The organism is Pseudomonas sp. LBUM1668 (assembly GCF_059695715.1).
In genome coordinates, this window is sequence record NZ_CP166787.1 from 3,705,907 (window position 1) to 3,719,621 (window position 13,715).

Annotated in this window: 9 protein-coding genes; 2 read left to right on the plus strand and 7 right to left on the minus strand. The window is 59.9% G+C overall.

Features of this window, described 5'->3' with window-relative positions; translation table 11 throughout:
* The first annotated feature begins 219 nt into the window (after positions 1-219).
* Both ACA061_RS16625 and lpxH read left to right on the plus strand, forming a co-directional pair.
* A complete protein-coding gene (locus ACA061_RS16625) occupies positions 220-726 on the plus strand; it encodes a peptidylprolyl isomerase (RefSeq protein WP_150605366.1) in 507 nt (168 codons plus the stop codon).
* Complete coding sequence (gene lpxH, locus ACA061_RS16630) at positions 723-1,475, plus strand: UDP-2,3-diacylglucosamine diphosphatase (protein ID WP_497299648.1); 753 nt, start codon at positions 723-725, stop codon at positions 1,473-1,475. Before ACA061_RS16625 ends, lpxH begins: the two co-directional genes overlap by 4 nt.
* 120 nt (positions 1,476-1,595) lie before the next feature.
* On the opposite strand, the gene ACA061_RS16635 is transcribed toward lpxH, so the two are convergent.
* The 7 genes from ACA061_RS16635 to ACA061_RS16665 all read right to left on the minus strand — a co-directional run bounded on the left by ACA061_RS16635 (position 1,596) and on the right by ACA061_RS16665 (position 13,652).
* Positions 1,596-3,125, minus strand: coding sequence for a DHA2 family efflux MFS transporter permease subunit (locus tag ACA061_RS16635; RefSeq protein ID WP_150605364.1), 1,530 nt, complete (start codon positions 3,123-3,125; stop codon positions 1,596-1,598).
* A gap of 277 nt (positions 3,126-3,402) precedes the next feature.
* A complete protein-coding gene (locus tag ACA061_RS16640; RefSeq protein WP_497299649.1) occupies positions 3,403-4,605 on the minus strand; it encodes an HlyD family secretion protein in 1,203 nt (400 codons plus the stop codon).
* Between the two features lie 15 nt (positions 4,606-4,620).
* Entirely contained in the window at positions 4,621-6,090 is a 1,470-nt protein-coding gene (locus tag ACA061_RS16645) for an efflux transporter outer membrane subunit (RefSeq protein ID WP_150618360.1), read from the minus strand.
* Complete coding sequence (locus ACA061_RS16650) at positions 6,080-6,562, minus strand: MarR family winged helix-turn-helix transcriptional regulator (RefSeq protein ID WP_095189882.1); 483 nt, start codon at positions 6,560-6,562, stop codon at positions 6,080-6,082. Before ACA061_RS16650 ends, ACA061_RS16645 begins: the two co-directional genes overlap by 11 nt.
* 253 nt (positions 6,563-6,815) lie before the next feature.
* Positions 6,816-8,138, minus strand: coding sequence for an HdeD family acid-resistance protein (locus ACA061_RS16655; RefSeq protein ID WP_210553082.1), 1,323 nt, complete (start codon positions 8,136-8,138; stop codon positions 6,816-6,818).
* Positions 8,139-8,253: 115 nt separating this feature from the next.
* Complete coding sequence (locus tag ACA061_RS16660) at positions 8,254-11,928, minus strand: translocation/assembly module TamB domain-containing protein (protein WP_497299650.1); 3,675 nt, start codon at positions 11,926-11,928, stop codon at positions 8,254-8,256.
* Positions 11,925-13,652, minus strand: coding sequence for an autotransporter assembly complex protein TamA (locus tag ACA061_RS16665; protein ID WP_150605359.1), 1,728 nt, complete (start codon positions 13,650-13,652; stop codon positions 11,925-11,927). Before ACA061_RS16665 ends, ACA061_RS16660 begins: the two co-directional genes overlap by 4 nt.
* Positions 13,653-13,715 lie beyond the last annotated feature (63 nt).

A 13,715-nucleotide genomic window follows, 5' to 3' on the forward strand; every position in this document is an offset into this window, starting at 1 on the left:
GAGGGGCCAGACAAAACAAAGCCGCTATCATAGCCGATGCCGTCAAGGGCCTGACAGAGCAGGCCCTATAAAGGCGTGCATTTAATCGCACGGAAATGAAAAACTGCCTCGAAATTCGCGCCTGTCACGCTAAACTGCGCACCTTGGCCTTCAAGGGCTGAACCGGTAAGGGGTGTAAATGGGCCCCTACCCACGAATTCCTTATAAAGAGTAGCGATCATGACTCAAGTAAAACTGACCACTAACTTCGGTGACATCGTCATCGAGCTGAACGATGAAAAAGCCCCGATCACCGCGGCCAACTTCATCGAATACGTTAAAAAAGGTCACTACGAGAACGTCGTGTTCCACCGTGTGATCAAGGGCTTCATGATCCAGGGCGGCGGTTTCGAGCCTGGCATGAAGGAAAAGAAAGACAAGAGCCCAAGCATTCAGAACGAAGCTGACAACGGTCTGAAGAACGAGAAGTACACCCTGGCCATGGCTCGCACCATGGACCCGCATTCGGCATCGGCGCAGTTCTTCATCAACGCCACCGACAACGGCTTCCTCAACCACACCGCCAAGACCGCTCAGGGTTGGGGTTACGCGGTATTCGGTAAAGTGGTTGCCGGCTTCGACGTTGTCGACAAGATCGAAGGCGTTTCCACCACGTCCAAGGCAGGCCACCAGGACGTACCAGCAGACGACGTGATCATCGAGAAAGCCGAGATCATCGAAGCGTGATATTGCTGATTTCAGACTTGCATCTGGAAGAGGAGCGCCCGGACATCACCCGGGCGTTTCTGGATTTGCTCGCCGGACGCGCCCGCTCGGCGAGTGCGTTGTACATTCTGGGCGACTTCTTCGAAGCGTGGATTGGCGACGATGCCATGACACCTTTCCAGCGTTCCATCTGCCAGGCCCTGCGCGATTTGAGCGACAGCGGCACGGCAATATTTCTGATGCATGGCAATCGCGACTTCATGCTCGGCAAGGCCTTTTGCAAACAGGCCGGCTGCACATTATTGAAGGATCCGAGTGTCGTGCAGTTTTACGGCGAGCCGGTGCTGTTGATGCACGGCGACAGCCTCTGCACCCGCGATGTCGGCTATATGAAGCTGCGGCGTTATCTGCGCAACCCGGTCACGCTGTTTGTCCTGCGGCACCTGCCACTGCGCACCCGCCATAAACTGGCGCGCAAACTGCGTAGCGAGAGCCGCGCGCAGACGCGGATGAAGGCCAATGACATCGTTGATGTCACGCCCGAAGAGATTCCGCGAATCATGCAGGAATATGGCGTGAAGACCCTGATTCACGGCCACACCCATCGTCCGGCGATCCACAAGTTGCAGCTCGGTGAGCAAGCGGCGAAGCGGATAGTGCTGGGTGATTGGGATCGTCAGGGTTGGGCGTTGCAGGTGGATGAAAACGGGTATGCATTGGCGCCGTTCGACTTTGCCCCGCCTCCAGCCCTGCCCGCCCCGAGCGCCTAAGGATCACTGCTATCCCTGTGGGAGCGGGCTTGCCCGCGATGAGGCCATCACATTCAACATCTCTGTTGACTGAAAATCCGCCATCGCGGGCAAGCCCGCTCCCACAGGTTATGTGTTGCCTCAGTGGCCGGAAGCAGCCGGCCCTGCCTTGGCAGCAAACGGCGGCTTCGCCAGCCACACAATCAATATCAACCCCATGAACCCCCACCCCAACAGCGTGAAGTAATCCACGGTGGAGAGCATGTACGCCTGACTGGTCAGGATCTGATCCATCTGCGCATACGCCGATTGACTCGCCCCGCCCAATGAATTCAAGGTCTCGCGAGTCGCCGGCTCGAAAGTGCTGATACTTTCACTCATGTACGCATGATGCTGATCCGCGCGGCGAATCCAGATCCATGTGGTCAGCGACGCCGCGAAGCTGCCGCCCAAGGTCCGCAAAAATGTCGCAAGGCCTGCGCCGTCAGCGATCTGGCTTGGCGGCAAGTCCGACATCAAGATGCTCAACGTCGGCATGAAGAACAGCGCCACGCCAATGCCCATGAACAGTTGCACCAGCGCAATGTGCTGGAAGTCCACCTCGTTGGTGAACCCGGCGCGCATGAAGCAGCTCAGGCCAATCGCCAGAAACGCCAGCCCGGCCAGCAGGCGCAGGTCGAACTTGTTCGCGTACTTGCCGACAAACGGCGACAGCAGCACCGGCAGAATACCGATCGGCGCCACGGCCAGACCGGCCCAGGTCGCGGTGTAGCCCATCTGGGTTTGCAGCCATTGCGGCAGGATCAGGTTGATACCGAAGAACCCGGCGTAACCCAACACCAGCACAATCGTGCCGATGCGGAAGTTGCGATGGGCGAACAGGCGCAGATTGACCACCGGGTGCTGGTCGGTCATTTCCCAGATCACGAACACCGCTAGCGCAACCACCGATATCGCCGCGCCGATGATGATGAAGTTCGACTCGAACCAGTCCAGGTCATTGCCCTTGTCGAGGATCACCTGCAACGCACCGACACCGATGATCAGCGAGATCAGCCCGACGTAATCCATCGGCTGGCGACTGGTCACCACCGGACGCTTGGCCAGTTGCGAACGCACCACCATCACCGCAAAGATGCCGATCGGCACGTTGATGAAGAAGATCCACGGCCAGCTATAACTGTCGGTAATCCAGCCACCGAGGATCGGCCCGGCAATCGGCGCAACCACCGTGACCATCGCCAGTAACGCGAGCGCCATCCCCCGTTTAGCGGGGGGATAAACAGCGATCAACAATGTTTGTGTCATCGGGTACAGCGGCCCGGCGACCAGACCTTGCAGCACACGGAAACCGATCAGTTCCGGCATCGACGTCGAGATGCCGCAAAGGAACGACGCCAGTACAAACAGAATGGTCGCCCAGAGAAACAGCTTCACCTCGCCGAACCGGCGGCTGAGCCAACCGGTCAGAGGCAGCGCAATCGCGTTGCTCACGGCGAACGAGGTGATCACCCAAGTGCCCTGCTCCGAACTCACACCTAGGTTGCCGGAAATCGTCGGCAGCGCCACGTTGGCAATGGTGGTGTCGAGCACTTGCATGAACGTCGCCAGCGACAGGCCGATGGTGCTGAGCAACAGGCTGGGCGGCGTGAAAGAGGCGTTATTGCTCATTGTGAATCCTATGGAACCTGATTGGCGCTGCGCCTGTTACAGACGCAGCTGCGCTTGTGGGAACACGCTTTTGTGATGAGGGAGCTTTTGTGGCGAGGGGATTTATCCCCGATGGGTCGCGAAGCGGCCCCTCTTTTGCTCCTGAAAAGACGGGCCTGCTTCGCAGTCAATCGGGGATAAATCCCCTCGCCACAGATGCATCTTTTCTCTACAGAAGAATCCCTTCTTCCCAGATGAATCCTTTCACCACAGAGGCTTGCCCCCCACAGGATGAATGTCAGCGTTGCGCGGTTTTGCTGGCCGCGGCGCTGTTGTCGTGGATCAGCCGCGCAATCATCGCATCGGCTTCGGCCAGTTGGCGGTCGTAAACGTTGGTGCTGAACGAGGCTTTTTGCGGCGGCTGCTGGGCTAGTACCGGGCCGCTCTGGTCGTGCAGATTGACCTCGACGTTGGTCGACAGACCGACGCGCAGCGGATGCTTGGCCAGTTCTTCAGCGTTGATATGAATGCGTACTGGCACACGCTGGACGATCTTGATCCAGTTACCGGTGGCGTTCTGCGCAGGCAACAGGGCAAACGCGCTGCCGGTGCCGGCGCCGAGACTGTCGATGGTGCCGCTGTATTTCACGTCGCTGCCGTAGATGTCGGACTCGATATCTACCGGCTGGCCGATGCGCATGTCACGCAACTGGGTTTCCTTGAAGTTGGCGTCGATCCACAGTTGATCGAGCGGGATCACCGCCATCAGCGCGGTGCCCGGTTGCACACGCTGGCCGAGCTGCACGGTGCGTTTGGCGACGTAACCGGTGACCGGTGCAATCAAGGTGCTGCGGGCATTGGTCAGATAGGCCTGACGCAGATCGGCGGCGGCCGACATCACGTCCGGATGCGACGAAACCACGGTGTCGTCGACCAGTGCGCTGGTGGTTTTCAGTTGCTGTTTAGCGTTGGCCAGGGCGTTTTGTGCCGAGGTCAGGTCATCGCGAGCGTGGGACAGTTCTTCCTGGGAAATCGCCCCGCCCGAGGCAAGACTCTTGCGGCGGTTGTAGTTGTCCTGCGCCTTCTGCACTTCGGCCTGTTGCGCGTTGACCTGGGCTTTCATGCCATCGACGTTGCTGTACAAGCCACGCACCTGACGCACAGTGCGCGCCAGTTTCGCCTGAGCACTTTGCAGGCCGACTTCAGCGTCGTTGGGGTCGAAGTTGATCAGCACCTGACCTTCGTGAACCAGATCGCCATCGTCAGCACCAATGCTGACCACAGTGCCTGTCACCAGCGGGGTGATTTCAACGACGTTGCCGTTGACGTAGGCGTCGTCGGTGCTTTCGTTAAAGCGCCCGATGAATTCGTGATACGCCCAGACGCCAGCGACGGCGAGGATCACCACGACGGCCAGCGTCAGCAGCATCACTTTGCGTTTGCGCGGGTTGCCGGTGTCCGGGGTGTTGTCTTGAGCTTGGGTGTTTTCGGCAGTGGCCATGACAAATACCTTGAATTAGTTATGCGGCGTGGCTGGGCGGGCGTTGGCTGCGGTCAGGGTTTCACCCTGGAAGCCGCCGCCCAGCGCTTGCATCAGTTGAATCGACAGGTCGATCTGCTCGGCATTGAGGTTGGCCAACTGACGTTGGGCCTGGAGCAATTGCTGCTCGATGCTGAGCACGTCCAGGTAGTTGCCGATGCCGGAACCGTAACGCTGGACGACGGTGTTGTAAGAATCCTGAGCAATGTCGGTGGCGTGTTGCTGCGCGCCGATCTGCCGGCCGATGTCACGCAACTGGTTGATTGTGTCGCTGACATCGCCGAGTGCTTTCACCAGACTTTTGTTGTACTGCGCCACCGCCAGATCGTAATCGGCATCGCGCGCATCGAGGTTGGCGCGCAAGCGTCCACCGTCGAAGATCGGCACCGAAATGGTCGGAGCAATGCTGAAGAAGCGACTGGCCGAACCGAACATTGCATCGCCCAACAACGATTCCGCACCAGCCGAGGCGGTGAGGTTCAGATTGGGATAGAACCGGGTTTTCGCCGAGTCGATGTCTTTGCTCGCGGCTTCCACGCGCCAGCGGGCGGCGACCAAATCCGGACGACGACCGAGCAGTTCCGCCGGCAACACCGACGGCACGGCAACAGCGCTGGCCTGGAGGATTTTCGGGCGGGCGATTTCGTTGCCGCGATCCGGGCCTTTGCCAAGCAGCACCGCCAAAGCGATTTTCGCGCTGTTCAGGCGTTTTTCCGCGTCGATCAGGCTGGCTTCGGAACTGGCTTCCAGACTTTGCGTTTGCTGGAACTGATACTGACTGTCGATCCCCGAGCTCAAGCGACGCTGGCTCAGGTCGAGCATCTGCTTGGTGCGCTTGAGGTCTTCATTGGCCAAGTCATAAACAATGTGCGCCTGACCGAGATCGCTGTAAGCGCGGGCGACGTCGGCGGCGAGTGTCAGTTGTGCAGCCTGACGGTCGACTTCGGCGGCACGGGCTTCACCGAGCGCGGCCTCCCACGCATCACGCTGGCCGCCCCACAGGTCGAAGTTGTAATTGAAGCCGGCGCTGACGTTACGCACGGTGGCGTAGGCATCGCCCTGCCCTCGCGGATCCTGATCCTTGGCCAGGCGCGAACGGCTGATGCCGGCGCTGGCGTCCAGCGTCGGATAGCGCTCGGCATCGGCGGCATACGCGGCGGCGCTGGCCTGATGGGCGCGGGCTTCGGCTATCTGCATGTCGGGGCTGTCGTGCAGGGCTTCGCGGATCAAGCCGTCGAGTTGCGGATCGCCGAGGCTGGTCCACCAATCGCTTTTCGGCCAGGCCGCCGGCGACAGCGTGACGCCATTGAGCGACTGACCGACCTTGAGGCTTTTCGCATCGAGGCTCTGGCCTTGAGTGTCGAGGCCGCTGTAGTTGGCGCAACCGGCGAGAATCATCGCCGACAGCACCAAAGTGAGGCTGCTGCGCAAGGTTTTACCGCTCATTGTGTTCACCTAACCGCTGGATAGTGATCGGGTCACCGGCTGCCAGCAGAATTTTCTTGAGGATGTATTCCAGGGTTTTCAACTCGTCCGGAGTGACGGCGCCGGCCAGTTCATTCATCGCATCGGCGCCGATGTGCGGCAGGCGATCGGCCAGTTGCTGGCCTTGTTCGGTCAGTTTCAATTGCACCTGACGGCGATCGCCTTCGCTGCGGTGGCGGGCCAGGAAACCTTTCTGCTCCAGACGATCAAGCATGCGTGTCATCGAACCGCTGTCGAGCGACAAGTGCCGGCACAGCTCGGCCGGCGTATCGACGCCGAACTGGGCCATGATGATCAACACCTTGAACTGCGCGGCAGTGATGCCGTGGGGTTCCATGTGGGTGTCGATGATCCGGTCCTTGAGCAACGCAGCACGGCCAAGCAACAGGCCGAGATGGCAGTGTTTGAATTCGTCCGGGGTGAAATGTTTCATTTGCTCACCTAATAACTGCCTAGGCAGTGAATGTATGTCGAGATGTTACTGCCTAGGCAGCGAATGTCAATGGAATAGTTAGCAGGCTAGGTAATTGGCTGATAAATGGGCTGGGTTTTGTGTTGCACATACGGACGCCATCGCTGGCAAGCCAGCTCCCACAGGTTTTTGTGGCGTAAATGATTTTTCAGTACGACACATCCCCTGTGGGAGCTGGCTTGCCAGCGATGGCAGCGACTCGGTCTAAAGCCAATCAGGATTCGTCGGGGGGACGGACTGATGTTGGCGGCTGCAACGGATGCACCTCGCGCCCCCGCAAGGCAGTGGCCACATAGCCACAGGCGCGTTTCGCGCCCGCGTACATGCTGTGCCAGCCCGGCGGTGCTGGCTCGACAGCGGCCCGCAATGCCCGGGCATAATCGAGCACCAGACCTGGGGTCCAGGCCATGGCTTCGGCACGTTTGCGCACCTGGGCCGCTACCCAGAATTCGGGGCTGATGATGATCCGGGCAAAATCCAGCATGCTTGATTTGCCCCGATTCATAGCGCCTTCAAGGGCCGCTTCCAGGCTATGGGCGACGGCACTGGAGCAATTGCGGCTGGTGAGGTTGTAGGTGGCGTTCTGCCGATAGTTGGCCCAGAACCCGGCCAATCGCTGAGCATCGTAATGGGCAAAACTGACTTGAACCGACGATGGACACCAGTCGGCGACCTCGCTCGGATAATCGGGTAAAAACCTGCCGGCGACATCGTTGTTGGGAGTGGCCCGTAGCAACCGCACGAAATCCCCGGCCGAACGGTCAATGTCGTCCTGCGGATAGTGACTGATGTAGATGTCCGGCCCGCACTCGAGTGCGGCGTGGCCGGCAGAGATAACGCCGTTGACGTCGACCGCCGCGATATAACGATTGAGCAGACGGTTACGTACCAAGGTGTCGTCGACCGTACCGCTGGGTGTCCAGACATGGATCACCAGTGCATTGCTGCATGCCGGTGCACTGACGGGGGAAATGCTGATCGGCGACTGCCAGTTTTTGAACCGGATGGCCTGACGCAACAAGGCACCGCCCGAGAGAAAAATGCTCATGCCAATGCAGAACGGCACCGTTCCCTTATAGAGCGTCGGGTACGGTTCGAGGATGAACAGACCAAAACCGATCTCGAACAACCCCGTCAGCAATGACAGTCGCCAGCCGACAAAACGCACCACCACTGCCGCCGCCAGACGAAAGCCACCATCGACCAGAAAAGCCCCGCCAAACAGCACCGCCAGAATCAGGCTGGCGGCATGCTGTCGGTCGACAATCAGCAGCCCAAGTATCAGGAAAGCCACACCTCGCGCTTTGCGCAAAGCGGCAGCGGTGCCGGTTTGCGGTGCGGGCACCAGCAGAATGATCAAGGCATCGAGTAACAGCAGATAGCCAAAAAAATGCAGCGGAAAATACATCACGCCATCGAGCGCATCGATGAATATCGCCACGCCGGACGCGCCCCAGACCACGCCGATCAGGGCCAGCGATGACCAGCGTTTGCGGACAAAGTCTTTACCGAGCAGGATCGTGCTCAAGCGGATCATAAGACCAACCTATGAGGCGTCAGGCAACGGCCCGCGCGGCTTTCAAGTCCGCTGAGTCTAATACATCCGCCGATAACCGGAGCGCGCGCGGCGATCCGGTCATCGTCAACGCGACCTAGAAATCGCGCTTGTAGAAGATATCCAGCGAACTGGCCACGCCGCTGGCGACTTCGACGTAAACCTTCTTGCTCAGCTTGTAGCGCAAGGCAATGGTGCTAGCCGGTTCAAACACGCCAACGCCGTAACGCAAACTGAGCTTCTCGGAGATATTGCCGCTGGCCACCACGCTGGTGGCGTCGCCGCTGCCCTGTGTGTCGAGCTGGAAATCCTGAATGCCCAAATCCTTGGCCAGGCCGCTGGTGACCCCGGCGCTGCCCATCAAGCCCAGGCCCAACGCCGCTTGCGCGAGCATGTTGTTGTCTTCACCGTTGGTGCTCAACGGACGGCCGAGGACGAGGTAAGACAGCGCCTGTTCCTGGCTCATCGCCGGCTCGGAGAAGATCTGCGTGGTCGGTTGTTCCGCGCTGCCGCTCAGGCGAATACCAGCGATCACGTCGTCTGTCTGGCGAATCGCTTCGATGTCCAGATACGGCTGATCAATGGGACCGGCGAACAGCAGACGCGCACGCCGCACCGTCAGGCGCTGACCGTAGGCGCGGTAACGCCCGTCGTTGAGCCAGAGTTCGCCGCGCGTGTCCATGTTGTCACCGATGTGAACCTGACCTTGCAGATTGGCGGTCAGGCCAAAACCGGCGAAGCTCAACTTGTCTTGCCCGACCACCACGTCGATGTCCATTTTCATGGCGATTGGGGGTTTGCCCTGTTCGGTCTGCGCGCCGACGATGATCGTGTCATCGGAGACCTTCACCGTCGATGGCGGCAATTCACGCACGGTGATTTCGCCTTTGGGCACCAGCACTTTGCCGGCAATTTTCAGCTCATCGCCGGCCATGGAAATCTTCAGGTCCGGCGCCACTTCAAGCTTGGCATAGGGCTCGACGCTGACCGGCAATTGCGTGCCTTTAAGCGCTAGGTCAACCACCAGCGCCTGGCCCCAGGTGATGTTGCCGTTCAGATTGCCCTGCCCGCTCTTGCCGCTTTTCCAGCTGCCGTCCAGACGCACCGACTCACCGGCAATCATCGCTTTGAGTTGCAGATCCTGCAGCTCCATCGGCAACTCGGCGCCGGACACTTCGCCATCGCTGAGTTGCACAGTGCCGTTGACCAAAGGTGCGAGCAGCCCACCGGAGATCGTGCCGCTGCCGTTGAGGCGCCCGGTGAGTTTCTCGACCATCGGCACAAACGGCCGCGCCACGGACAGGTCCAGCCCGGTGAGACGGAACGAGCCGCTCAGCGGTTTGTTTTTCGGCAGCGGATTGAGCTGCGCCTGCACCATCAGTTCGCCGAGTTTGCCACCGACGAAGTTGAGGTCAGTGTCGATGCGTTTCGGGGTCAGCTTGCTGGTGAGTTTCAGCGTCTGGTACGGAAAGTCGAGCCACTGATCCTTCTCACGCATACGCAAAGTGCCGCCGCTGGCGTCGATGCTGACCACGCCATTGGGGCCGCTGGCCGGCAGGTCCAGTTGCAGATCGGCATTGAGCTTGCCCTGCCAGGCGAAGTCTTTGGGCAACCACTGCGCGAGGCTTTCAATCGGGAATTGCTTGAGGTGGTATCGCAGTTTCGGCTCGGGCATCAGCCGTTGATCTTCACCGCAGAAGCTGGCGCTGCCGGACATCCAGCAATGGGCGCCGAAGTTGATTTTGCCGTCAGCCAGACGCTCGAGTTTGGCCGGGTTTTGCAGTTTCCAATCCTGGCCGCCGGCCTGAATATCGCCGCTGGCCAGGCGCCCGCGCCAATTGCCCTTGTCCAGATTGCCGTCCAGGCCAAGCGCCAGTTTCAGTTTCGGCCCGAGCAAGTCGAGGTTGAGTTTCTGGCTCTTGATGTCGCCTTGGGCGCTGGCGGTCAGGGTGCCCAAACTCGTGTCACCGGCCTGAATGCCGCTGCCTTTCAGATCGATTTTCGCTCGCTGTGCGCTGTCGAGGGTGGCGTCGAGATTGAGGCTTTGCAGGCGATTATCCTGAAAGGCCAGTTGCGACCCTTGCAGATCGAGCTTGCCTTGTGGTGCTTTCAGCGTGCCGGCGACGTTGACCTGGCCGTTGATCTGCCCGCGCAGTTCTGGCCAGAGCTGGGCCAGACGGGCCAACTTGATGTCGATCTGCCCGGTGAGTTTCTGTTGCAGGCTGCCCTTGCCGCTGATGCTGTTATCGCCGAGGCGGATTTGCAGGGCATTCAGATTCCATAGTTCGCCAGCGCCGTCAGCCTTGGCCTGGAGGATCGCCGGTTGGCCGCGCAGTTTGCCTTTGAGGTCGAGATCGGCCGTCAGGCTCAGGCGCTCATTCTTCATCTCGCCTTTGCTTTTCAGTGGGCCGGCCAGGGTGCCCGGCAGCTCTGCCACCCAGTACGCCGGATTGAGCGCCGACAGATCCAGCGCCGCGTCCCAGGCAATGCCGTCAGCAAACTGCACGTTCACGTGCCCTTCGGCCTTGCCCTGCCCGGCTTCCATTTTCAGTTGCGGCAAAGCGATCTGTTTAAGGCTGCCGCTAAACGGACTGCTCAGGCTGAATGCGCCCGCCGGGCCATCCAGCGCGGCGGCGAAGTTACCAATGTACTGACCGTCGGTGTAAGACACTTCGCCGTTGAAGGTACGCAAAGCGACCTGTGGCTCGTCGATTTCGTTGTAGAGCCGATGCCACGGGAAGTCCTGCCAATTGATGTTGGCTTGAGCGGTCAGACCCTTGCTCCAGTCAACACTGCCGGTGAGTTTGAGGCTTTGCTTGTCGTTGGCGCTCAGGTCGAGGCCGGCGATTTGCGCGCCGCTGGCGTCGACCTTGCCTTTGAGCAACAACGCCACCGGGCCTTTATCGGCGGGCAGCGTGGCGTTGCCGTTTAGCTGGTAACCGTTTTTCAGGTCGCCTTCACCGGTCAGCACGAGTTGATTGAGTTGCAGGGTATCCGGCAGATCAGCGCTCGGTTTGAACGCCTCGGACGTGATACGCACCTTGGCCGGCAGGTTTTCCGCCAGCGGTTGCAGTTCGCCGCTCAACTGGCCATCAAGGTAGCCACGACTGTCGGCGTGCAGATTGAGGGTCTTCAACAGATCGCCGTCGACTTTCAACGCCAGCGTCCAGGGATCGGTGCCCGGAGACGGCAGGGTCAGATCCCCTGCAATGTTCAGCGGCCAGTTACCGGTGGGCTGGAGCAACCCGGACAGGTTCAGGCTCAGCTCATCGCGTTGCAATTTCACGCTGTCGATCTGCAAGCCTTTGGCGGTCCAGTGGGCCGCCAGTTGCAGGCCTTTGAGTTGCTCGCTGCCGTTAAACAGCAAACTGCCGACCTGCACATCGCCCAGTTCGAGACCCAGCGGCAACTGCAGATCCGGCAATTTGATCGGGCCGCTTTCAGTGGTTTCTTCACTCGGCGGAGATTGCAAAACGACCCGATCAGCCTTGAGTTGATCGATGCACAGCGTCATGCGCGTCAGGCACAGCGGCGACCAGGCGAAGATGGCCTTGTCCAGTTCGACCCGGCTACTGTCTTGCTGCCACACAAGATGATCGGCGCTCCATTGCCCGCCGAGGCGACCCTGGAAATTCTCCGTGCTCAAGCCCGGCACCAGACCCAGCGCCCAGCGGCTGCCGGTGTTGGTTCCGAGCACGACGGCCACACTCAATACAATCAAGAACACCAACGCCAACAACGTCAGTGCGGTAATTTTCAAACCACGCTTCACAGCTCAGGCCCCATGGAAAAGTGCAGCCGGATGCCGCCATCGTCGTCCAGCGCGTGGGCCAGGTCGAGACGAATCGGCCCCACCGGCGAAACCCAGCGCACACCGATACCGACCCCGGTCTTGAGGTCCGGCAGTTCGAGTTTGTTGAAGGAGTTACCCTGATCGACGAAGGTCGCGACCCGCCATTTCTCGGCGACGGAGTATTGATATTCAACGCTGCCGGCAATCATGTAGCGGCCGCCGATGCGGTCGCCATCGGAGTTTTCCGGGGACAGGCTCTGGTAGTCGTAACCGCGCACGCTCTGATCGCCACCGGCAAAGAAGCGCAACGATGGCGGGACCGATTTGTAACCGTTGGTGGCGCTACCGCCGACCTGCACGCGACCGAGCAAACGGTGTTTGTCGAACACCGTGGTCAAGCCCTTGACCAGCGCAGTGCCATATAAAAGGTTGGTGTCGGAGCCGACGCCTTCCTTCGCGACTTTGCTTTCAAAGGTCAGGCGATAGCCGTTGTGCGGGTCGATGCGGTTGTCACTTTTCAGGTACGAGTAGCTGATGCCGGGCATCAGCAAGGTACTCAAGCCCGAGTCATCGCCAAGCTCGTATTCCTCGCGCTGCCATTTCAGCGAGATCACCCGCTGCCAGCCGCTGGGCAACTTGCTGTGCCATTCCGGGCCGAAGGTCAGCAGTTTGCTGAGCGTGTCGGAACCTTCGATGTCTTCGAATTGATAACCGCCGGCCCAACGCAATTTATCGGTCAGTGGCGGGTCGAGCGGGATGTCGTAGAACAGCCCGACATTCTGCCGGGGCGCCGAGAGTTCGGCTTCCCAGCCATAGCTGTCGCCCTGCGGATTGACCCAGTGGCGCGTCCAGTTGGCTTTGATCCGTGGGCCGACGTCGGTCGAATAGCCGAGACCCAAGCCCATGGTGCGCGGCTTGCGCGTGTCGAGTTTGACGGCCACCGGGATCACGTCGTTTTTCGCGGCGGTCGGCGCGGCATCGACGCGCACGCCCTCGAAATAGCCGCTCGATTGCAGATCGCGGTTGAGTTCGGCGATCAGCTCGGAGTCGTAAGGCTCGCCCGGTTTGAACGGCACCATGCGCTGCAACAAGTCTTCGTCGAATGGCGTATCACCTTCGAAACTGACTTTGCCCAGCGCATAACGTGGGCCGCTTTCGTAGATCAGTTCGACATCGGCGACGCCTGCGCGCGGGTCGACCAAAAGTTTTTGACTAGTGAAATGGCCACTGAAATAGCCGAAGCGCGAGGCCTGATTCTGGATCAGCCGCTTGGCGTCTTCGTAGCGACCATGGTTGAGCACCGCGCCGGGTTTGAGCACATCGGCTTTGGGTACGCGAAAGGATTTGAACGAGGCTGCGGGCCCGTCGACGCGAATGGTCACGTTGCGCAGACGGATCGGCTCGCCGGGATCGATGTTCAGCACCAGGCGCGGCTTGTCGCCGCCCTTCACATCACTGTCGATCTGCGGCTGGTAGTAGCCCAAAGCCTGCGCGGCTTTGCGCGCCTGCTCCTCGGCACCACGACTGAAGCGCAGCAAGGCTTCTTCGTCGCGGTCACCGAGGCTGCCGATATAGCCTTCTATATTGGCCTTGAGTTCATCGTTGGACGGTTTGATCCGCACATCCAATTCACTTTGCGCCAGCGCCGCGCAGCTGGATAACAGCATGAGCACGCCACTGGTAAATCTTCCTGGAAACTTCATAGGCGCGGATGCTATCACGAGCTTGGGAGCGTGATAGAACCGGACTTGACTCGAAAAGTTCGA